Here is a 22,496-nt window from a genome sequence, read left to right on the forward strand (position 1 = left end):
TAACCTGATTGTTAAAACCTTATATTGAAGTTAGAAAAAAGCACGTGAAATAGTATGAGTCCATCAGCAAATTATACTATATACAACGCCTCGGCAGGCTCTGGAAAAACCTATAGCCTCGTAAAGGCTTACTTGCAAATCATCCTCGGCAGCAAATACCCCGATTTGTTTAGGCAATTGCTCGCTATTACTTTCACCAATAAGGCGGTCTTTGAAATGAAGAACCGCATCATTGAGCTTTTAGGCGTATTCAGTGAGGACAAAATGCTCACCAATCCTCACCCTATGTTTAGCGAGTTAGCAAAGGATTTGAAGCTCCCCGATGAGGAACTGAGAATGCGTTCAGCTAAAACTTTGGAGCATATACTGCACAACTACGCAGCCTTTAATATCAGCACTATCGATGGCTTCAACCACCAACTGATACGCCGCTTTTCACACGATTTGCACCTCAATCCTTTCTTTGAAGTACAATTGGATAGCAAGGCTTTACTGGAGCGCGCGGTGGATAATTTGATGAGTAAAGCAGGGAATGACACTGAACTCACCCAGCTACTCATCGATTTTGCCAACGAAAAAATAGATGACGACAAGAGTTGGGATACTACTAAAGAACTGCTTGACGTAGCCGAAATGCTTACTAACGAAAACTATTATGAGCCTTTACAATTGCTGAAAGACAAGGAAATATCTAATTTTAAAGCCCTTAAAAACACCCTACTCAACCAGCGCAACAATGCCCTAAAAACGATTAAAACTTCCGCTGATGACTTTATGCAACTGATGCACGACCATAGTTTAGACAGAGGTGCTTTTAACAGAGGTTATTTATACGATTTCTTCGATAAACTCACCGCCAACAACCCTAAGGAACCTTCGTGGGGCGTTGGTTGGCAAAACAATCTATTACAAGGCGAACCGCTTTATGCTAATTCAGCAGCTAAGAAGTACGACACTGCCCTTATCGATAGTTTGCAAGAGGTGATTGCCAACCTGTTTTTGGCTATCAAAGAGGCTTTTGGAACCCTTGCTTTTGCTAACAACGCGCTGAGATATGTTGTACCTTTGGCTTTGCTCAACCGCATACAAAAAGAAATAGAAAACATTAAAGAAGAAGAAAACATCTTGCCTATATGGGAGTTCAATGGGGTGATTTCTTCAGAACTCAGCAACCAGCCTGTACCTTTTATCTACGAGCGTATTGGCGAGAAATTCCGTCATTATTTCATCGATGAGTTTCAAGATACCTCAGTGCTGCAATGGCAGAACTTTATACCACTTATCCTCAATGCAGTACAAAGTGAGGTAAACAAACAACGCGGGTCGGTATTGCTTGTGGGCGATGCTAAACAATCGATTTACCGTTGGCGAGGAGGCAAGGCTGAACAATTTATGAGTCTGTATAACAATGAAGCAAACCCTTTCCTCATCAAAGGAGAAGTAAAAGACCTCGACAAAAACTTCCGAAGTTTAGAAGCCATTATCGATTTCAACAACCTCTTTTTCAACTTTGCAGCAGACCTTTTCCAAAGTGAGACTTACAAAAACCTTTATAAAAACGCTGCACAAGAATATCCCAAAAACAAAAAAGAACAATCCTTACCCAAAGGCTATTTCAATCTCTCGTTTATCACTACAGAAGAAGAGGATATGTTTACGGAAGAGAATAACAACAGCAATGCTGTTATACTCTCACCGCGCGAACACAGCTATTGTGAAGCCATTTTAGAGAAAATAGAACACGCTAACCGTGCAGGGGCTGCCGATAAGGATATTACGATATTGGTGCGCACTAACCGCGAAGGAGCTGCCGTTGCCTCTTTCCTTTCAGAACACCAAAGAAATGTGATTTCCCCCGATTCGCTATTGCTGAAAAACGTGGCATCAGTACAATTTCTCGTCACCCTATTACGCTTGCTTTATCACCCCGAAAGTGAAGAACTCAAACTGCAATTACTCTTTGATTATCTGCGTTTTAAATCGACTAAAGACCCTCACTTATTCCTCAGCAAATATGTAGAGGAGCCCATAAATACTTTCCTTGCCGATTTTCAGTTTTCTATAGAGCTGTTCAACCAATATTCTCTGTATGAAGGAGTTGCTCTGGCAGTAAATTGCTTTGACCTTGCCCGTCCTTCCGATGCTTATCTCACCCATTTTATGGATATTGTATTCGATTTCAAGAATGCGCGCAAAGGAGGCTTAGCCGATTTTTTAGAGTTCTGGGACGACCAGCAAGAAAAACTCAGCATCAGCTCTCCCGAAGGGTTAAACGCTATTACGGTAATGACAGTTCACAAGAGCAAAGGGCTTTCTGCTCCCGTGATTATCTACGCTTTTGCCGATAGCAAACTCATCGATACTCACACTGAAAAACTTTGGTTTCCAGTTGATAACGAGCAGTTTAACGGTTTTGACTATTTGCTGGTGAACAGCAATAAAAGTTTAGTGAACTACGACCCAAAAGCTGAGCAACTGATGACTCAATTGCACGAACAAAACCTCCTCGACCAGCTAAATGTGCTATATGTAGCGATGACACGACCCGAATCGTTTCTTTATGTAATCACCTCGCTCCCCAAAGGCAGTGCTGGAACGTATGGCACGCTCTTTAAAGAGTTTTTAGAAGAAAACAAGCAGTGGAATGAGAATGTAGTGGAATATACCTTTGGTAACCCTGTATTTCCTGAGAAGAAAGAAAAAGCAGCTGAAAATGAAGCACCTATTCCTTTTCAAAAAGGTTGGCAGCAGCCGAACTACAAGATTGCGACGGGAGCTTCCCTATTATGGGACACTCACCAACAAGAAGCCTTGGAGCGCGGTAACTTGATTCACGAATTATTCTCAAAAATCACTTATGCCACCGACCTCAACGTTGTGCTCAACGATGCGCTACAAGAGGGTACTCTCACTTCCGAACAATACGAGTTATTACAACCCCAAATGACACGATTGCTCAGTGACAGCACTTTAGCACCCTTCTTTAGTGAGGACTACGAATACTTTATGGAACGTGAGTTTATAGATGCTAATGGCAACTATTTCCGTCCCGACCGACTTGCCTACAACCCCACCACTCGCGAAGTCTATATCATAGATTACAAAACCGGACAACCCAACGACCAATACCGCACCCAACTACAGCATTATCAACAAAACCTAACAGCCATAGGCTGGCAAGTAAAAGGAAAATATTTAGTATATTTAGATCTGGGAAAAGTGGAAAAGATTCTCTAATCCTCTCTAAAATACGCCTTAGGATTGTTCAAAAAAGTTTTAGTAATGATATAATGTTCTACTTCTTGCAAAGGGGTAGCTTGCATTCCATTTTTGGTAACTTCATAGATTAGTGCATCGGGCATTGCCATTAGGATTGGAGAATGGGTGGCGATGATAAACTGTGAACGCTCTTTCTTGAGATGTTCGCGTATGAAGTAAATGAGTGATAGTTGGTGTAAGGGCGAGAGGGCACTTTCTGGCTCATCAAAAATATAGATTCCTTGTCGCTTTACACGTTGGGTAATGATATGCAAAAAGGCTTCTCCGTGAGAAAAAGACGCTAAATTTTGTCCGTAGTTAAACATCATATTCTTATAGGTAGGATTTTGACTTTCAAACGAATCAAAAATATTACCTTTAATTACGTAATCGCCAAAATCCTCTGAGCGAAAGAAAAAACCACGACCATCGCGTATCATATCGAGTTCTAAATCTTCTGCGAGTTGAGCAATAGGCTCAAACGATTCTTCTTGAAAACCTAATGTATTGTTGATACGAGCCAAATGGAGTTTGTAGGCAATAGCTTCAATAAGAGATGATTTGCCGACCCCATTATCACCTACAATGAAAGTTACCGGCTGATCAAGATTGATATGTTTAGCATAGCGTACAGCTTCAGTATTATATGGAAATCCTTGCACTCTATCGGTGGTAATATTTAAGGAACGGATATACATAAGTAATTAGATAATGAGAAAATTATTAAATATGTGATGCGACAAAGATACAACATTTTGAAAAATAAACACATCCTTTCTTTGTTATTCCAACCAAAAACATTATCTTTGCCTTTGTTTATCACTGATGTATGAAACATATTGCTATTATTTTTATATTGCTTTGTCTTGGGGCGTGTAAGCACTCCAATCCTTATAAGGACACTACTATCGAATTGGTAGAAGTAAAGTCTTTTCCATTGGAGAAAATAAGCGTGCGAGCAATGGTGCTCTTAGAGAAAAACGTGGCTTTTGCAGGCTCCGATGCTACCTTTGGTTTTATCAACACTCAAAACCAAACTATTGCGACTTCTAACTTGAAGAATCGCGGGGTCATTTCGGATTTCCGTGCGGTGGCAGCTACGAGTCAGAACTTTTTTATGCTCTCTATCGGCAACCCTGCATTGCTCTACAAAGCTGAACAAAGTGGTATGGAGGAAGTGTATCGCGAGGAACACCCCGATGTATTCTACGATGTATTGCGCTTTACGGACGACCAATTTGGCATCGCTATAGGCGACCCTATCGACAATCGCCTATCGGTAGTAACAACGCTCAATGGCGGACAACAATGGACGAAACTCAAGTGGTCGCAATCACCTAAACTTGAAGAGGGTGAAAGTGTATTCGCTGCTAGCAACTCGGCTTTGGCGCACTATGGCAACAAACTATGGGTAGTGACAGGCGGTAGCAAAAGTAGGGTGTTATTCTCGGACAACAAGAGCTATAAATGGCAAGACCTCGCTACCCTACCCCTCGCCCAAGGTTCGCCTACTCAAGGGGCTTTCACCATAGCTTTCTACAACGACCAGCAGGGCATCGTTCTCGGTGGTGATTATGAACAACCTACAGAGCGCAAAGGCTCTGGCGCACTCACTTTCGATGGGGGTAAAACTTGGCAGCCTATCGCAACCGACAAGGCTATTGGCTATGCGAGTTGTGTGCAATACATCCCTAATAGTGAGGGGAATGCTTTGGTGGCAACTTCGCCTAATGGTCTTTTCTTCTCTAACGACCAAGGCAAGAGTTGGCAACAACTTTCGGATAAATCCTATCACGCACTCCTTTTTGTAGATGAACAAACTATGGTTGCTTCGGGTAATGAGAAAATCACCTTTTTTAGAGTTGTAAAAAAATGATGGTAAGTGAGGTAACAGCTTTGCGAAAGGCTGGTGAGTTGGATGAAGCATTGCGTATCGCTCTCGAGGAATTTAAGGAAAACGATAGCTGTATCAACAAATATTCGTTGGGCTGGGTGTATTACGATTTTTGCAAGAGGGCAGTAGCCGAAAACGATTTAGATGTTTTCCTACAATATGTACAAACTCTCAAAGACCTGCATTTCAGCACTGAAGAAGTACTCATCACCGACCAACTGCTTTGGCAATATGTAAAACTCTTGGCTCAGTTGCGTAAAATAGGAAGAATAGCACTCATTGATGTGCTGTACGAGAGTTTGAAAGGTATGTATTTCACGATGCCTTCTGAAGCGTTTTCTGCTTTAGCGGAGCAGTTGCACAAAGTTTACAAAGACCGCGATGAATATTTGGAAGTAATTACTGATGTAATGCCTTTTCTGCGCGCTGAAGATTTTGCCCCTAAATCATACCAAGGTACGCTTATAACGCCTTTAGCAGAACAAATTTACCGAACTTATAGCAAACATATATTAAAAAGTGGCGATAAAGAAATTATCGCCACCTTTATACCTATCTTGCATCAGTGGATGCAGGCACATCCTGAATACAATTCGCTTATTTACTACTATGTAGAGATGTGTAATTTTGCCGATATACCAATGTAATAATTATCAATTGTTCATTGCCGAACATTGGTTGTAGAGTTCACGCCACGATGCTCCGCGTTTCTTCATTACATTTTCAAGGTATTCCTTCCACACCATTTTATCTTTATCTTCATCTTTCACTACAGCGCCTTGCAATCCTGATGCTAAATCTTCATCGGTAACAGTGCCGTTGCCAAAACTACCTGCTAATGCCATACTATTGGTAATAAGCGAAATAGCTTCGGCGGTAGAAATAACTCCACTAGGCGATTTAAGTTTTTGTTTTTCATCTAAAGTAGCTCCTTTGCGCAATTCGCGGAAAATTGTTACAATCTTCTCTATGGCTTCATTGCTTGGCAAGGCGGCTTTCAGCTTGTAGTTGTTAGAAATTTCGGCTACACGCTTGGTTACGATAGATACTTCAGTTTCTAAAGTAGCAGGAGCAGGTAGCACAATGATGTTGAAACGTCTTTTAAGTGCTGATGACATTTCGTTTACACCACGGTCGCGGGTATTAGCTGTGGCAATAATAGAGAAACCACGCTGAGCTGGCAATTCTTCACTGAGTTCAGGAATGGCTATATTCTTTTCCGATAGGATAGAAATCAATGCATCTTGTACTTCGGAAGCACAACGTGAAATCTCCTCAAAACGAGCGACAGTTCCTGTTTCCATCGCGCGATAAATAGGTGATTTAAGTAAGGCTTCGTGCGATGGACCGTTAGCCAAAAGCATTGCATAGTTCCACGAATAGCGTATATGCTCTTCACTAGTGCCCGCAGTACCTTGAATCACTTTGCCCGAGTCGCCACAAATGGCAGCTGTAAGGTTTTCGGAAAGCCACGATTTGGCAGTTCCTGGCTCACCTATGAGCAGCAAAGAGCGGTCGGTAAGGAGTGTAGCAATAGCGATTTCCACCAAGCGATTATGACCGATGTACTTAGGAGTAATTTCCACCCCGCAGGCAGTACCACCAGTTACAAATTTCAACACAGCTTTAGGCGACAATTGCCAGCCTATGGGCTTTTCTTGTTTTTTATCCTCTTCTTTTAAAGCCTCTAATTCCTTAGCGTAGAGTTGTTCCGCAGGAAGGCGTAATACATTTGACATAAGTTCTATAATCCTCCCCCACCCCCTCCCAAGGAGGGGAGAATGCAATATAAATAGTTAGGAAAATATATTATCCTACCCCCTCCCCTTGGGGGAGGGAAAGGGGTCGGGATACTAATTAACAAACGCGTGTTTATAACCTTTTTGTTTATTCCAAGCACCACGAGTGAAATCAGGGATTTCTACTGGAGCACTGCCGTTTTCTAATGATAGCTTAGAAAGAGGCGATAAGCAGCACCATTCTGCAAGGTCATACACATCCATATCTAAAGGCAAACCATTGCGCAAACAATAAATCAAACGGTAGTCCATAATAAAGTCCATACCTCCGTGTCCACCTACTTCTTTAGCTTTAGCTTCTAATTCTTTAAGGATACGTGGTTTATATTTTTCCATTAAGGCTTTTTTAGCACTATCAGGCATAAAGCTGTGTGCTGATAGATTTTCGTGGTTAGGCACTATGTCCTTATCTACATTTTCAGGTTGTAGCAAATAGCCTGATATAGGATATTTATTAGCAAAACCTTTAGTTCCTGTAAGTTGATACATACGAGAATAAGGACGAGGAGTCACTACATTGTGCTGTATTTGTATAGTTTTACCTTTTTCAGTTTTAATCATTGTGATAGTGTGGTCACCATTTTTGAAATCGCTACCGTCTTTGCCTGTTACGCGTTTCATCACTTCTCTACCTCTGAAAGGCTCAGTGTCAAACGATACTAAGTAGTTCATCTTATCGCCGCGGTGAATGTTGAGAGCTTGGCATACAGGACCTATACCATGAGTTGGATACACATCGCCTCTGTTCTTAAAGTTGTAGTCCAAACGCCAGTTATTCCAGTAGTAAGACCAAAATTCATCGAGGTTGTGAATATAAGAGCCCTCTCCATGAATCACCTCTCCCAAAAGCCCTTGTTGCGCCATATTAAGAGTAGTAATTTCAAAATAGTCGTACACACAGTTTTCTAACATCATACAGTGCAAACGTTTCTTTTCGCTCATATCTATAAGTGCCCAAATCTCTTTCATATCAAGAGCTGCAGGCACTTCTATAGCTACATGTTTGCCGTGTTCCATTGCATAAAGCGCCATCTCTGTGTGGTGCTTCCAGTCAGTTACTATATAAACAAGATCTACATCTGGACGCTCACAAAGGGCTTTCCAAGCATCTTCACTTCCGGTATATTGTGGTACGCGTGGAAGACCTGCTTTTTCAATTATTTTTTGTGATTTTTCTACCATTTCAGGACGAATATCACTAAGAGCTGTAATCTTAGCTCCTTCTATGTGCATATAACGTTCAACAGCACTATGACCTCTCATTCCGAGACCGATAATTCCCACACGCACTGTCTCTAATTTATCAGTTACTAAGTTTAGCACATCTTTTTGACCTTGAGCGCGCTTAGGAACTTCTACTTTTATAGGTGTATAGGAGTTTTTTGTTTGAGCAATGTTTTTTAGCTGGTTACACGCTGTAAAACCTACCAATAGAAAGATGCTGAGAAGCATCGGGTACAATCTTTTCATAAAAGTTAAAATTAAAAGTTTATAATGGGCAAAGGTATAAATAATTTGTCAATTAGCAAATTACAGAATTAGAAAAAGTTTACTTTTTATTCAGGCATTCCAGGGTACCAAGTACCACCATAACGCGTATCTTCCCACACTTGTTTAAAATCAGAGATATTGTAGTAGTTGTGTTTTTTAAATTCGCGATCGTAATCGAGTTCACTACCTTCGTATCCTTCAGCTTGAAATCCTAATTTAACAAAATATCTAAAATTCATATTGAGAGGTTCAGCAATTTTTTCGGAATAATAAGCTAATTTTCCAAGTAGTTCAGCTTGTAGTGCAAAATCTAACCCACTATCTTTGCGCATCATAAGAATATAATCCTCTATTTTGCGTAAAAATAGTTTTTTATCATCTTCTGACGCACGCTCAACAGCCTCTATCATTTCAGTGTGAAACACCAATTTACCATCACATTGCAAATGCCAAAACAGACTTCCAAAGTGTTTAATCAGTTGAACCTCATTGATATTTTTGTGAAGTACAAAATCATTCAGTTCTTTATCTTTCAGATAATTGTAACGCACCAAATACTCCAAAAACGATGCATCGTGTTCTTGAAGCCATCGAAAACTCTCTCGACTATCGTTAAAAAGGTATTTATTGCGATGCACTAATTCTGTAATGTTATTTTGGCGTTGTTCAGGTAAATATTTCTCTTCACACCATTTATACAACTTAACAGGTTCACTTTCTATTTGAATTTTCTTAGGGGCATTCTGTTCTTTTTGAAGACATTCAGGACAAAGTTTTTGATAGTTGATGAGTTCAGGTAACGCAAAGAGTTCGGTGAAAAATCGTCCCTTTTTAACAATATAATAAGAATAAAAGTAAACCTCATCAGTGTTTTTTCGGTAGTAACGTATTTGTCGGTCACAAGGTTGCCAATTGTTTAAGAAGAGATAATCAGTAGATTTTTCAGGGTCAATAGTTCGACCAAAAATTCGTTGTACTTTTGCAATAAATTCAGTTTCTGAAGGTTGTTGATATCCTTCTTTAGCAAGAATTTCGCGCAGTAGCGGAATGGTTGCATCTAAATCGGATTTTGAATAGGTATAAGTTTCAATATCTGTATCATATATTTCTCCTGATATACCTTTTGAGAGTTGTTTGTTGAGCACTGCAATTTGTTCAGCCAAAAGCTGAAAATTGTATTTTTCTTCTCGCGAATTATCAGTTGCAGCTTCTTGGCAACCTACTAAAAGAAGCAATAATAAAAGAAAATAGTGTTTCATTGTTGTTAAGAAGTTTAGAATGTGGCAAAGGTAACAAATTTTCGTCATTTGTCATTCGTAATTCGTCATTATTTTCTACTTTTGCAATATGAAACACATCCGAGAAAAATTAACTGAACGCCAAAAAAATAATGCCTTGCGCAAACTTAGTGAACGCTCGTTTGCTATTGATTTCTACTCTAATGATTATATAGGTTTTAGCACAAATCCCACTATCACTGAGCGTGTTAGCCAACTGATAAGCGACACAACTCCTCACGGTGCAACAGGCTCTCGATTGCTATCGGGAAACTCTCATTTATTCACAGAAACCGAACGCTATATCGCTGATTTTCATAACGCTGAAGGGGCTCTTTTGTACAATTCAGGCTATGATGCTAATGTAGGTTTTTTCTCTTGCATCGTAGGTCGTGGCGATGTAATTTTATATGATAGTTATAGTCACGCTTCTATACGCGATGGTATTTCACTCAGTTTAGCACATTCGTATAAGTTCAAACACAACGATTTAGACGATTTAGAAAAACTGCTCAAAAAGTTTGCAACGGGTGACAAAACAGTGCTCATCGCTACTGAAAGCGTTTTTTCAATGGATGGCGACAGCCCAGATTTAGTGCGTTTGGTAGCTTTAGCGCAAGAATATGGTGCTTATATAGCAGTGGATGAGGCGCACGCTATAGGTGTTTTTGGCAAACACGGCTGTGGATTGGTACAAGCCTTAGGATTAGAAACTGAAATCTTCGCGCGCATTGTCACCTTTGGCAAAGGCTTGGGGGCTCACGGAGCAGCAGTAGTTGCTAATGATGAGGTGATACAATATTTAGTAAACTTCTCGCGCTCATTTATTTATACAACAGCTATGAGTCCACATAGTGTAGCGACTATTCGCGCAGGTTATGAACAGTTACAACAAACGGAGGCTATGAACGCTCTTCGGCACAATATAGAATATTTCAAATCATTAATAACCCAATATGGTATTGAAGGATTTATACCTTCCAATTCTGCTATCCAAGCAATGGTAGTAAGTGGTAACGACCGCGTGAAAACCCTTGCCGAGCGTTTACAAGTCCAAGGGTTAGGAGTATTACCTATTTTAGCCCCCACTGTACCTGCTGGTCAGGAGCGGTTGAGAGTATGTTTACACAGCTTTAATACCGAAGAAGAAATCAAACGATTTATTGATTTGTTAATTTAACAATCAGCCTTCTTTTTTAAAAATAATAAAGAAAATCTTACTTATCAGTTTAGCCAAGGTTTAAAACTTTGGCTAATTTTATAATATACTTCTACTCCTAACTTTTAACTCCTAAAATCTGTTAAATCCTTACTTTCAGTGAGTAACTATCTTCTTCTTCTTTAAACCGAATATAAATTAAGCTGTTTATATGATTTTTGTTGTATAGATAATAAAAACACCTTACTTTTGTAGCGAAATTATTTAACGTAAATATATAAAAAAACTATAAAACGAATGGCAGGATTATTTAAAACATCTGTTGCAAGAAAGGTGGCGATGGCTCTCTCGGCACTCTTTCTCATTCTCTTTCTAATCATTCACTTGGCGGTAAACCTTACCTCAGTGATTAGTGAGAGTACTTTCAACGAGCTATCCCACTTTATGGGTACGAACCCGCTAATTCAGTTTGCTATGCAACCTGTATTGCTCGCTGGGGTGTTATTCCATTTCATTATGGGATTTGTCTTGGAACTCCAAAACAAAAAAGCTCGTGGTAGTGAAGCATATTACAGCTACAATGGGGGCGCTAACTCCACTTGGATGTCTCGTAATATGATCATTTCAGGAATTGCAATTCTCCTTTTCTTAGGGCTTCACCTCTATGATTTTTGGGTAGGTGAAATGAATTACAAGTACATCGAGCAATTAGCTCCAAACCCCGACCGCTACTATCACGAATTGATAGAGAAATTCCACGACCCTCTACGTGTGGGATTCTATGTATTGTGTTTTGTGTTCTTGTGCTTGCACTTGTTGCACGGATTCCAATCTGCTTTCCAATCTATGGGATGGAAAGACGATGCTCGCAAAAAGCTCATCAGTAGCATAGGTAATTGGTATTCTTACATCATCTGCGGAGGCTTTATTTTCATAGCCCTCTTCCATTACATTAAATTTTTAACAGCTTAATCTTATGAGTACATTAGATTCTAAAATTCCTGAAGGTCCTATAGCGGACAAATGGACGAAATATAAAGACCATATCAACCTCGTAAACCCTGCTAACAAACGTAATATCGACGTGATTGTGGTAGGTACTGGTTTGGCTGGTGGTTCGGCTGCAGCTACCCTTGCTGAATTAGGCTATAATGTGAAAGCTTTCGCTTACCAAGATTCTCCTCGCCGTGCGCACTCTATTGCTGCTCAAGGAGGTATCAATGCCGCTAAAAACTATATGGGCGATGGCGACTCTAACTATCGCTTGTTCTACGATACTGTAAAAGGGGGTGACTACCGTGCTCGTGAGGCTAACGTGTATCGCCTTGCTGAAGTATCTGGCAACATCATCGACCAATGTGTGGCTCAAGGGGTTCCTTTTGCTCGTGATTACGGCGGACTCTTAGACAACCGTTCTTTCGGTGGGGTATTGGTTTCTCGTACTTTCTACGCCAAAGGTCAAACAGGGCAACAGCTTTTGCTCGGTTGCTATTCAGCTATGAACCGCCAAATCGCTCGTGGTAAAATTGATATGTACAACCGCCACGAAATGCTTGATGTGGTAATCGTAGACGGCAAAGCTCGTGGTATCATCGCTCGTAACCTTGTTACTGGCGAAATTGAACGCCACTCTGCTCACGCAGTGGTTATCGCCTCTGGTGGTTATGGTAACGTATACTTCCTTTCAACCAATGCGATGGGCTCTAACGCTACTGCAGCTTGGAAAATCCACAAAAAAGGTGCTTACTTCGCTAACCCTTGTTTCACTCAAATCCACCCTACTTGTATCCCTCGTTCAGGCGACTATCAGTCTAAATTGACTTTGATGTCTGAATCTTTGCGTAACGACGGACGTATTTGGGTGCCTAAGAAAATGGAAGATGCAGTAGCTATACGCGAAAAACGCAAAAGACCTACTGAAATCCCTGAAGAAGACCGCGATTACTACTTGGAACGCCGTTATCCTGCCTTCGGTAACCTCGTACCTCGTGACGTAGCTTCACGTGCTGCTAAAGAGCGTTGTGATGCAGGCTATGGTGTAAACGAAACTGGTGAAGCTGTTTACTTAGACTTCTCTTCTGCTATAGAGCGTTATGGTAAAGAGCAATGTAAAATTCACGGCGTAGAACCTACTAAAGAAGAGGTTACTAAACGCGGTGAAAAAATCGTAGAAGCTAAATATGGTAACCTTTTCCAAATGTACGAAAAGATTGTAGCTGAAAACCCTTATAAAACACCGATGATGATTTATCCTGCTACTCACTACACTATGGGTGGTATTTGGGTAGATTACAACTTGATGACCACTATCCCTGGTTGTTATGCTATCGGTGAGGCTAACTTCTCCGACCACGGAGCTAACCGCTTAGGAGCTTCTGCCTTGATGCAAGGTTTAGCCGATGGTTACTTTGTATTACCTTACACTATTGGCGATTACTTAGCCGCCGATATCCGCACTGGTAAAATTCCTACTGACAGCCCTGAGTTTGATGAAGCAGAGCGCATTGTAAAAGAGCGTTTGGCTTATTTCATCAACAATAAAGGTACCCACTCTGTAGATTACTTCCACAAGAAACTTGGTAAAGTGATGTGGGATAAAGTAGGTATGGCACGTAATGCTGAGGGCTTGAAAGAGGCTATCAAAGAAATACGCGAAATACGTGAAGATTTTTGGAAGAACGTAAAAGTACCTGGAGAACTAACTGGTATGAACGTAGAGCTTGAAAAAGCGGGGCGTGTGGCTGACTTCCTTGAACTTGGTGAGCTATTTGCTAAAGACGCTTTAGAGCGTAACGAGTCTTGTGGTGGTCACTTCCGTGAAGAGTATCAAACTCCTGATGGGGAAGCCCTTCGTGATGACGTAAACTATGCTTACGTAGCTGCTTGGCAGTATACTGGTAACCCTAAAGAGGTGGTGAATACTTACAACCCAAGTGAGGAGATTATGCATAAGGAAGCGCTTGAATTTAAAGATATTGAACTAAAACAACGTAGTTATAAATAGAAAGATATGGCAACAATGAACCTAACACTAAAAGTGTGGCGACAAAAAAACTCGCAAGAGAAAGGTCGTATGGTAGATTATAAAGTAACCAACATTTCAGACCATATGTCTTTTTTGGAAATGTTGGATGTACTCAACGAACAACTCATTGAAAAAGGAGAAGAACCTGTAGCATTCGACCACGATTGCCGTGAAGGTATTTGCGGTATGTGCTCGCTCTTCATCAATGGGGAAGCTCACGGACCTGACCGTGGGGTAACTACTTGTCAGTTGCATATGCGTATGTTCAAAGATGGTGACACTATTACTATTGAACCTTGGCGCGCTACTGCCTTCCCTGTTATCAAAGACTTGATGGTAGATAGAACTGCTTTTGAACGTATTCAACAAGCAGGGGGATATATCTCTGTAAATACTTCGGGTAATACACAAGATGCTAACGCTATTCCTATTCCTAAACGCGATGCCGACCGGTCTATGGACGCTGCGGCTTGTATAGGTTGTGGTGCTTGTGTGGCTACTTGTAAAAACTCTTCGGCTATGCTGTTTGTGGCTGCTAAAGTATCGCAATTTGCCCTTCTTCCTCAAGGTCGTGTAGAGGCTACCGAACGCGTACTGAATATGGTAAACCAAATGGAACACGAAGGTTTTGGTAACTGTACCAACACTGGTGCCTGCGAAGTAGAATGCCCTAAAGGTATTTCACTTGAAAATATTGCACGCCTCAACCGTGAGTACTTAAAAGCAAGCATTAGATAATTTGCCGATTTGGCAATGTAGTAATAAAAAAACTGCCTCAAATTGTTTGGGGCAGTTTTTTTGTTGTATATTTGTGCCCAAAATTAAACCTTTACAGAAAATATGAGTAGTATCATTATTCAGCATTTTGGGGCTATTAAAGAATGTAACACTCCTATAGAGATTAAAAAAGTAACCTTTTTTATAGGTAATCAAGGTAGTGGTAAGAGTACTGTCGCTAAGTTAATAGCTACCTTTATGTGGATAGAAAAGGCTTTAGTACGAGGTGATTATGATAAAAAATGGTTTAAGAGGAAAAATAGATTTCTAATTACTTTTTTACCATATCATCGCATTGAAAATTATCTAAAGGAAAATACTTTTATCCAATATAAAGGGGAAGCTTATATTATTACTTATGAGAATAAGTTTTTAAAGTTTGAGGAAAGGAAAAATAATAATTATTCTTTACCTCAGATAATGTATGTACCTTCTGAGCGAAACTTTATAGCTTATGTAAAAAAACCAAAAGAATTAAAACTATCTTCAGATGCCTTAAAAGAGTTCCTTACTGAATTTGATAATTCAAAAGAAATAGTAAAAAATCTTTTGCTTCCCATAAACGATGTTATACTAGATTATGATAAGTTAAATGATACATTAAGTCTTAAAGGAGAAGATTATAAAATAAAACTAACTGAGGCTTCGAGCGGTTTCCAATCTTTTGCTCCCATTTATATAGTATCAAATTATTTGGTTAATACAATAAAGAAAGATAGTGGAATAAAAGTTAGTATGAGTGGAGAGGAAATAAATAGATTTAGGAAAGAAATAGAACAACTATACAAAGACAAACATTTGAGTGATGAACAAAAACGTATTGCTATTTCTGTATTACCACAAAAATTCAACAAAACCTCCTTTGTCAATATAGTAGAAGAGCCAGAGCAAAACCTCTTTCCTACTTCGCAACGTGATATGCTTTATAGCTTGCTAAAAATCAACAATGAAATATCGGCTAATAAACTAATAATCACTACCCATAGTCCTTATTTAGTAAATTATGTATCAGTAGCCGTGGAAGCAGGAAAATTAAAAAAAGGAGTTACAGTAGAAAAAGAAGAACAACTCAATAAGATAGTACCTATTTCTTCAGTTGTAAATAGTGATGATTTGGCTATTTATCAGCTCAATGAAAAAGGCTCTGTTGAACTATTAGAAAGTTATGAAGGTATCCCTTCTGATGAGAATTTTCTAAATGATGAAATAGGACGTACTAACGAACTCTTTGCTGACCTTTTAGACTTACAATAATGGAGATAGATTTTTTAAATAGCCAATGTCAATCTGTTTCAAACAAGAAACGTTTTGGCTTATGCGATGAACAAGATAATAAAGAGCCTGCCTATCTTGATGAGCGAAACGGAGATAAATGGATTGCTGTAGTAGAGAATGAAGAATTAAAAGAAGTACATTTTATCGCTATTGATTATTGTATAGATATTTGGCGAGATAAAGAAAAAAAAGAAATGGACAACCGCTGTGATGGTATGCTTTGGTATGATAAAGCTGTTGTTTTTGTAGAATTAAAAGAAAGAGTATCTAAGAAAAATACAAATGTTTGGGTAAAAGATGGTGAAAAACAATTAAAGCGTACTATTGAATATTTTGAGAAAACAGGACAAAGTGATAAATTTACAGAAAAACGCGCTTATATAGCTAATAAAGCCCATCCTATATTCAAAGAAAGTCAATTGCAAAAAATGAAAAGTTTTAAACAAGAAACTGGCTACACCTTGCGAATTGAAAACAGAATCAAAATACCATATATTAATACGCCTTCCTAAAATACGTTTCTTATGAAAAGAATACTCTTTCTATTAATCGTTTCTCTATTTGTGGCTAATTGCTGGCAGCCTTCTGATAAAAAGGAGAATAATGAAGCAACTCAAGCAAATGACATAAAAGAAAATCCTAAAGAGGATTTCGGCGAAGAAGAAATGTCTAAACAAAGTAATGATACTATTATTACTCCTAAAGATGTACAAGTAAATGAAGATGGCACTATTTTTTATGATCATCACCGACTCATTTACATCGAAAAAATTTCTGAACTTATAAAGAAAGTAGAAGATACTGAGATATTTAAGTTTAAAGAAATTTATAGATGTTACATCAATGAAGATGAATTAGAAGATATGATCTTAGCTTTTGATAATAAGTATACTCATTTTTCAGCTACTGGAGATATCGATTGGACTGTTGCTCCCGTTATAGTGCTACTCAACAAAAGGGATAATCTATATAACATGTCTTATAATTCAACAATTTACCCTAATTCTTTTGGAGATCACTTTGGCAACATCTCTATAAAGAACAATTTTTTTACTATTGAATTATTTAATCAAGTACTTGAGAAATATGATTCTGAAAAGTACATCACTTTCAAATATGACGAACAGAAGAAGGATATTTTTCTTCATAGATATGGAGAGATTATCAATTGGTGGGAAAGTAAACCTACTAACACCCAACTTACTAAAAAAGATTTTGGAGAAATATCTTTTGAAGAATACGATGAAGATGTGATAAAAGAATTAGTTTATAGGGTAAAGAATAAATAAAAAAACTGCCTCAGAATAAGTTGGGGCAGTTTTTTTATCTCCTATTTACTTCCTCTCAGCACTGGGTTCAATTCCTCATCGTTGTACATCTTCATTTGTTTATAGACCTTCATATATTTGCGACCTGCAGCAATATCGTCTAAAAGCTGGTTGAGAGCCGTTGAAAGGTCTTTTTTCTGTTCGAGGAGAACATTCAGTTTTTCTTGGCATTTAGCGCGATGCTCTGGGGTGGCATCGGGGCGGTTTACCTCTTCTTGCATATGATAAATTTTGAGTGCTAAAATCGAAAGCCTATCTACTGCCCACGCAGGACTCTCCGTATTGATAGTGGCTTCAGGTAGCGGTTTTACTTCCTTGTAAAAATCTAAGAAATAACTATCAATATACTCCACCATATCGGTGCGATCTTGGTTAGAGGCATCAATTTTGCGTTTGAGGTCGAGGGCAGCCACTGGGTCGATATGTGGGTCGCGAATAATATCCTCATAATGCCATTGCACGGTGTCAATCCAATTTTTGCGATAAAGCAAGTGGTTTAGCAAGTCGGTAGACGGATAAGGATTGGTAAAAGGCTGGTACACATCGTCAGCTATGTGATACTGTGTGATGCTTTCTTCAAATATTTTAAAAGCTTTTTCTGAAAACATAGTTATTAATTTTTGGGCAAATATAAAGTTTTTCTTTAATAAATCAAACCTTTTGCGTAACTTTGCCACAAATTTTAATTTTTCTATGAAATACTTCACTTTTATTATCACTTTATTCACCCTCACTATGGAAAATCTACAAGCACAAAACAACGCTGATAATCAAACTATTTATCAATTTACTGTAGAAGATATCAATGGTAATCCTTTTGCTCTTGCTGATCTCAAAGGCAAGAAAGTAATGATCGTAAATACCGCTTCTAAATGTGGTCTTACACCCCAATACAAAGAGCTGGAAGCTCTCTATGAGCGATATAAAGACAAAGATTTTGTTATTATAGGATTCCCCGCTAATAATTTCTTAGGACAAGAACCAGGTAGCAATGAACAAATCGCTTCATTTTGCAGTATCAACTATGGAGTAACATTCCCAATGATGAGCAAAATATCGGTAAAAGGAAAGAATATGCACCCTCTATATCAGTTTCTTACCCAGAAAGCGAAAAATGGTGTAGAAGATTCTAAAGTAAAATGGAATTTCCAAAAATACCTTATCGGGAGAGATGGCAAATTAGAAAAGGTAATCGACCCTAAAACCTTACCTTCTAGCGATGAAGTGAAACAATGGATTGAAAAATAAGTAAATAGAATCGAGAATTAATGACGACAAGAGAACTACTACACGATGCTTTGGCTTTAACAGAACATAGTTTTGCCAACGAAAATCCTAAATACATCAAAAAACAAAAGAACAAGATACTCTTCCACACTTTGTTGAACATTCCATTTGCTAAAAAATGGTTTAGTTTGATACAATCAGAAGAGTATAAGTGGATACTTTTGCACCGTCCGCGTTTCTATTTTAAGCCTTTTAGAGTGTATATGTCTACAAGGTGGAATAAACAACAACGAATGAAGGCTTTGCTGAGTTGTTATGCCTTCATCAAGGAACGTCCTTTGCTAAAACATATGGTTGAATCTGAAACTCCTATCAAATTGGCTGAGTTCACAATGAAATACAACAACGAAAAAGGACAAATCTATTTAGGTAATAACGATCGCTACCGCAAGGAAGGTGAATTAGTCGTTTCATTACATTGTGATAGTTATCAAGAGGCTATCTGCGAAGCCTCGTTTGTGATTGATAAAGAAAATGAAGAATGGGTATGCCGTATAGGTTGCGTACAGGGTAATAAAGCTACTGAAAATGAAAATGCTATCAAAGAACTACAAAAACAAATGTACGCTCTTCGCCCTAAAGCCCTAATGATATTTATCATTCAGGAGCTTAGCAAGCAGTTAGGCTGTACCGCTTTGTATGGCGTAGGCAGTAAAATTCAAGCACATAACAAAAAACACTTCATTCATATAGAATGGTTGCACAAACTCACTTTTAGTTATGACACGTTGTGGAAAGAAGCTGATGGAGTTCCCGATAAAAATGGATGGTTCAAACTCCCCATTGAAATGCAACGTAAGTCAATGGAAGAAATCAAATCAAGCAAACGGTCACTCTACCGCAATAGATACGAAATGCTAGATAAAATTGCAGATGAAATACATAAAACAATCAACAAATAACAGATAATAAAATGAAATTAGATATATTAGCTTTTGGAGCACATCCCGATGATGTAGAATTAGGAGCTGCTGGTACCATAGCTAAAGAAATTAGCTTAGGCAGAATAGTAGGTATTATCGACCTAACTCAAGGGGAATTAGGCACACGTGGTAGTGCTGAAATACGTCACCAAGAAGCAACTAAAGCCAAAGAATTATTAGGGGTAAGCATACGCGAGAATTTAAAATTCCGCGATGGCTTTTTTGTAAATGATGAAGCTCACCAAATGGAAATTATCAAGAAAATACGCCAATATCAACCTGATATAGTACTTTGCAACGCCATAGACGACCGCCATATCGACCACGGCAAAGGCAGCAAACTCGTGAGTGATGCTTGTTTTCTCAGTGGTTTGCGCCGCATCGAAACTACTCTCAATGGCGTAGCACAAACAGCTTGGCGACCTAAAGTGGTGTACCATTACATCCAATGGAAGAATATAGTCCCCGATTTTGTAGTAGATATCACAGGATTTATGGAAGCCAAAGTGAATGCCGTATTAGCGTACAGTTCTCAGTTTTACGACAGCAATAGCAATGAGCCTACTACCCCAATTTCGGATAGGAATTTTTTGGATAGTGTTACTTACAGAGCGCGCGATTTGGGTAGGCTAATTGGTACAGATTTTGCGGAAGGTTTTACTTGTGAGAGAGTTCCATCTGTAGAGTCTCTTTTTAATCTTAAATAACTAAAAAATGAAATTAATATTATTAACTATTGGTATATTACTGCTATGTGTGGCAGGTATGGCAATTAAGATTTGGGGCAAGAAAGGCGGTAAGTTTGCCGGTACTTGTGCAAGCCAAAATCCACATTTAAATCCTGAGGGAGAGGCTTGCAGCTTCTGCGGTCGCTTACCCGATGAACAAGAGTGCAGAAATAATAAGTAATGGCAGAGGCAGTAGCTGAAAATATAGCCGCTGCAAAAGCAGGTAAGCAACGAGCTTTTAGTTGGTTGTTAGATGAGTTCTGGGCTGATGTGTACAACTTTCAGCTCAAGCGTGTGAATGATGAAGTAGAAGCAGAGGATATTAGCATACAAACCTTTGCTAAAGCGTTTGACAAGCTGCATACTTACGACGAACATTACTCTTTCCGCACTTGGCTCATCACTATTTCTAAAAATATTCACATAGATAACCTAAGGAAACAGAATGAAACGCTGCTGCATTTAGACCGAGAGGAAAAACAATCTAAAACACTGATAGATGAGACTCCTATTATAGAAGATAGCCTCATAATGGAGCAACAATTCGACTACCTTTTAAAAAGCATCAAGCAACTGAAAGAACCTTACAGAACGGCTATACAACTGAGATACCTGCACGAGAAAAGTTATAAAGAGATTGCCGAAGAAATGCAATCACCGATGAGCAGTGTGAAGATTACCCTGCTAAGAGCCAAGAAGATGCTGGCAGAAATATTAAAGAAAAACAGATGAAACCTCAAGAGATTTCATCTGTTTTTTTATGTTTATAACGCTACATTTTTGCGGTGAATATCTATTACTTCAGAGATTTCGTACTCATCAAAAAGGTTGAGAAGAGCATCTACTCCTTCTTCTAATTTCAAATCCATTTCTTCTGGATAGATAGGTAAAATACTATAGAAATTAATAATCGTACCATCTTCAGCATGCAACTTCAAGAATTCTTGAGGCGCTGATAAGTAAGGAGGCATTAGCAGGATGCAACCAAAATTGGTATTGGCGATAGGCTCGGCATCGGGACCATTAGGGATAGTGTGCCCTTCAGCCATCCACGTTTTGTATTGGTGAGGGAAACGCGCTATCATTTTAAGGAAGTACACAGGCCAATAGTTATCGTCGTCCTTAAAAGCCTCATCGCTGATAGGCCAGCTTTCGGGGAGATAAACCATTAACTCGGCGTGGCTATAATCGTTCGGGTCTTCCAAACCTTCGGGCAAATACATAGGATAATCGCTCATACCGGTAGTAAATAGTACGTGGTAAGGCGTTTCGGGGGTAGGTTTAATCCAATGTACATCAATATGTACGTACTCTGAGATGAGTTCGTGGAACACACTATCTATTTTGCCGATATATTTCTCGAAATGGTCGCAAATCTCGTCCATATACACACAAGAGCGATCGGGGAATACGAAATCACTACGATCTTTTTCGGAATAGTTATAGACATTAGAGCCACCTTCGGATACATAATCAGGGGTAGGAGCGAAAATATTAGGTATATCATTTTCTTCGTCAAAATCAACTGCATCGATGAGAGAGTGCATTTCGTTGTCGTAGTATACGATTCCTTGTTCGATATCATCCGTAAGGAATTCAAGCCAATCTTCCATAGAGTCGTGGTTCAAATCCATAAAAGAATCTTCGATAGAATCGAGCACCAAATCTATTTCGCCTATTTGCCCAACGACACCTTCTTTATCGGGGTCGAGGTCGATGAACATAAAACGTGCACCATTGGAAAGGAATGGTATCCATTTAGAGTTATAGAATTGATTTTTTAGCACCCCATCCCAGCACATATCAATAGCTTCTTCTTTATCGAAGTGGAGAGATTGCCAATTAGGAACACTTTCTAACTGTTCGAGCCAATGTTGCTGAGTGCGTTTGATTTCTTCTAAAGGGATAAAGCGCATTCCATCTAAAAAGAAACTATCGTTTTCACCTTCTTTTTGTCCGTTGAAATTTTGATATAATTGTTTTACCTCTGTGGGGAGTGTAATACCCATTTCAGCTTCAAATTCAGCTATTTGTGACTTATCAACCCCTTTGTTAAGCGTTGCGATAAGAGGGGTAGCTTGGTCGAGGATAACGTCTAAGAATCGTTTAACTGTCTTTTCCATATTGTTCTTTTATACAATTAGTTTTTCGCTACAAATGTACAACTTTTAATTCAGAAAGCAAAAATATTTTATTTTTTCAGGCAAGAGATAAGAAGCTAAATATCATAGTTAGCAATAGGTTTGAGGGAAAAAAATCTTACTAAGGTATGTGT

At 39.0% G+C, this 22,496-nt stretch carries 21 protein-coding genes; 15 read left to right on the top strand and 6 right to left on the bottom strand.

What is annotated here, in order from left to right; genetic code table 11:
- The first annotated feature begins 54 nt into the window (after positions 1-54).
- The gene (locus tag Q0162_RS09770; protein ID WP_297891128.1) at positions 55-3,237 is read left to right on the top strand and encodes an exodeoxyribonuclease V subunit beta; all 3,183 of its coding nucleotides are present in this window, start codon (positions 55-57) and stop codon (positions 3,235-3,237) included.
- Here the strand turns inward: Q0162_RS09770 and Q0162_RS09775 are convergent.
- Positions 3,234-3,956 (bottom strand): AAA family ATPase, encoded by a 723-nt coding sequence (locus Q0162_RS09775; protein ID WP_297891130.1) that lies wholly within the window; start codon positions 3,954-3,956, stop codon positions 3,234-3,236. The genes Q0162_RS09770 and Q0162_RS09775 overlap by 4 nt on opposite strands.
- A gap of 131 nt (positions 3,957-4,087) precedes the next feature.
- On the opposite strand from Q0162_RS09775, the gene Q0162_RS09780 reads away from it, so the two are divergent.
- A complete protein-coding gene (locus Q0162_RS09780) occupies positions 4,088-5,134 on the top strand; it encodes a hypothetical protein (RefSeq protein ID WP_297891132.1) in 1,047 nt (348 codons plus the stop codon).
- A complete protein-coding gene (locus Q0162_RS09785) occupies positions 5,131-5,799 on the top strand; it encodes a hypothetical protein (protein WP_297891134.1) in 669 nt (222 codons plus the stop codon). The genes Q0162_RS09780 and Q0162_RS09785 overlap by 4 nt, the downstream gene beginning before the upstream one ends.
- Before the next feature lie 6 nt (positions 5,800-5,805).
- Here the strand turns inward: Q0162_RS09785 and Q0162_RS09790 are convergent, their stop codons facing one another.
- The 3 genes from Q0162_RS09790 to Q0162_RS09800 all read right to left on the bottom strand — a co-directional run bounded on the left by Q0162_RS09790 (position 5,806) and on the right by Q0162_RS09800 (position 9,701).
- Positions 5,806-6,891, bottom strand: coding sequence for an AAA family ATPase (locus Q0162_RS09790; protein WP_002677472.1), 1,086 nt, complete (start codon positions 6,889-6,891; stop codon positions 5,806-5,808).
- Positions 6,892-7,005: 114 nt separating this feature from the next.
- Positions 7,006-8,421: a Gfo/Idh/MocA family oxidoreductase gene (locus Q0162_RS09795; protein ID WP_297891136.1), complete on the bottom strand. Its 1,416-nt coding sequence runs from the start codon at positions 8,419-8,421 to the stop codon at positions 7,006-7,008.
- An 86-nt stretch (positions 8,422-8,507) separates the two neighbouring features.
- Positions 8,508-9,701, bottom strand: coding sequence for a hypothetical protein (locus Q0162_RS09800; RefSeq protein ID WP_297891138.1), 1,194 nt, complete (start codon positions 9,699-9,701; stop codon positions 8,508-8,510).
- 88 nt (positions 9,702-9,789) lie between these two features.
- Between Q0162_RS09800 and Q0162_RS09805 the strand changes: the two genes are divergently transcribed.
- The 7 genes from Q0162_RS09805 (at position 9,790) to Q0162_RS09835 (ending at position 17,244) form a co-directional block, all read left to right on the top strand.
- On the top strand, positions 9,790-10,899 hold the full coding sequence (locus tag Q0162_RS09805) for an 8-amino-7-oxononanoate synthase (protein ID WP_297891139.1): 1,110 nt from the start codon (positions 9,790-9,792) through the stop codon (positions 10,897-10,899).
- A gap of 276 nt (positions 10,900-11,175) precedes the next feature.
- Positions 11,176-11,850, top strand: a complete 675-nt coding sequence (locus tag Q0162_RS09810; RefSeq protein WP_297891141.1) for a succinate dehydrogenase cytochrome b subunit — start codon at positions 11,176-11,178, stop codon at positions 11,848-11,850.
- 4 nt (positions 11,851-11,854) lie between these two features.
- Positions 11,855-13,882, top strand: a complete 2,028-nt coding sequence (locus Q0162_RS09815) for a fumarate reductase/succinate dehydrogenase flavoprotein subunit (protein WP_297891143.1) — start codon at positions 11,855-11,857, stop codon at positions 13,880-13,882.
- 6 nt (positions 13,883-13,888) lie between these two features.
- Complete coding sequence (locus Q0162_RS09820; RefSeq protein WP_002673219.1) at positions 13,889-14,641, top strand: succinate dehydrogenase/fumarate reductase iron-sulfur subunit; 753 nt, start codon at positions 13,889-13,891, stop codon at positions 14,639-14,641.
- 102 nt (positions 14,642-14,743) lie between these two features.
- Positions 14,744-15,934 (top strand): AAA family ATPase, encoded by a 1,191-nt coding sequence (locus Q0162_RS09825; RefSeq protein ID WP_297891147.1) that lies wholly within the window; start codon positions 14,744-14,746, stop codon positions 15,932-15,934.
- Positions 15,934-16,467 carry a hypothetical protein gene (locus tag Q0162_RS09830; protein ID WP_297891148.1) on the top strand — a complete coding sequence of 178 codons (534 nt, stop codon included), beginning with the start codon at positions 15,934-15,936 and terminating at the stop codon, positions 16,465-16,467. Before Q0162_RS09825 ends, Q0162_RS09830 begins: the two co-directional genes overlap by 1 nt.
- A gap of 12 nt (positions 16,468-16,479) precedes the next feature.
- The gene (locus tag Q0162_RS09835; protein WP_297891149.1) at positions 16,480-17,244 is read left to right on the top strand and encodes a hypothetical protein; all 765 of its coding nucleotides are present in this window, start codon (positions 16,480-16,482) and stop codon (positions 17,242-17,244) included.
- 41 nt (positions 17,245-17,285) lie between these two features.
- On the opposite strand, the gene Q0162_RS09840 is transcribed toward Q0162_RS09835, so the two are convergent.
- Positions 17,286-17,891, bottom strand: a complete 606-nt coding sequence (locus Q0162_RS09840; protein ID WP_297891151.1) for a DUF4254 domain-containing protein — start codon at positions 17,889-17,891, stop codon at positions 17,286-17,288.
- 85 nt (positions 17,892-17,976) lie between these two features.
- On the opposite strand from Q0162_RS09840, the gene Q0162_RS09845 reads away from it, so the two are divergent.
- From Q0162_RS09845 to Q0162_RS09865, 5 genes are read left to right on the top strand one after another with little or no spacing between them, the layout of a single operon-like run.
- Entirely contained in the window at positions 17,977-18,531 is a 555-nt protein-coding gene (locus Q0162_RS09845; RefSeq protein WP_297891153.1) for a glutathione peroxidase, read from the top strand.
- A 20-nt stretch (positions 18,532-18,551) separates the two neighbouring features.
- Positions 18,552-19,472 (top strand): DUF535 family protein, encoded by a 921-nt coding sequence (locus tag Q0162_RS09850; RefSeq protein WP_297891154.1) that lies wholly within the window; start codon positions 18,552-18,554, stop codon positions 19,470-19,472.
- An 11-nt stretch (positions 19,473-19,483) separates the two neighbouring features.
- On the top strand, positions 19,484-20,200 hold the full coding sequence (gene bshB1, locus Q0162_RS09855) for a bacillithiol biosynthesis deacetylase BshB1 (protein ID WP_297891156.1): 717 nt from the start codon (positions 19,484-19,486) through the stop codon (positions 20,198-20,200).
- 7 nt (positions 20,201-20,207) lie between these two features.
- Positions 20,208-20,402, top strand: a complete 195-nt coding sequence (locus Q0162_RS09860; protein WP_002677630.1) for a hypothetical protein — start codon at positions 20,208-20,210, stop codon at positions 20,400-20,402.
- On the top strand, positions 20,402-20,953 hold the full coding sequence (locus Q0162_RS09865) for a sigma-70 family RNA polymerase sigma factor (protein WP_297891159.1): 552 nt from the start codon (positions 20,402-20,404) through the stop codon (positions 20,951-20,953). The genes Q0162_RS09860 and Q0162_RS09865 overlap by 1 nt, the downstream gene beginning before the upstream one ends.
- A 32-nt stretch (positions 20,954-20,985) precedes the next feature.
- Here Q0162_RS09865 and Q0162_RS09870 read toward each other — a convergent pair whose 3' ends face one another.
- Positions 20,986-22,344: a suppressor of fused domain protein gene (locus tag Q0162_RS09870; RefSeq protein ID WP_297891160.1), complete on the bottom strand. Its 1,359-nt coding sequence runs from the start codon at positions 22,342-22,344 to the stop codon at positions 20,986-20,988.
- Between the last annotated feature and the right edge of the window lie 152 nt (positions 22,345-22,496).

Source organism: uncultured Capnocytophaga sp., from assembly GCF_937936315.1.
Taxonomy (GTDB): Bacteria; Bacteroidota; Bacteroidia; order Flavobacteriales; family Flavobacteriaceae; genus Capnocytophaga.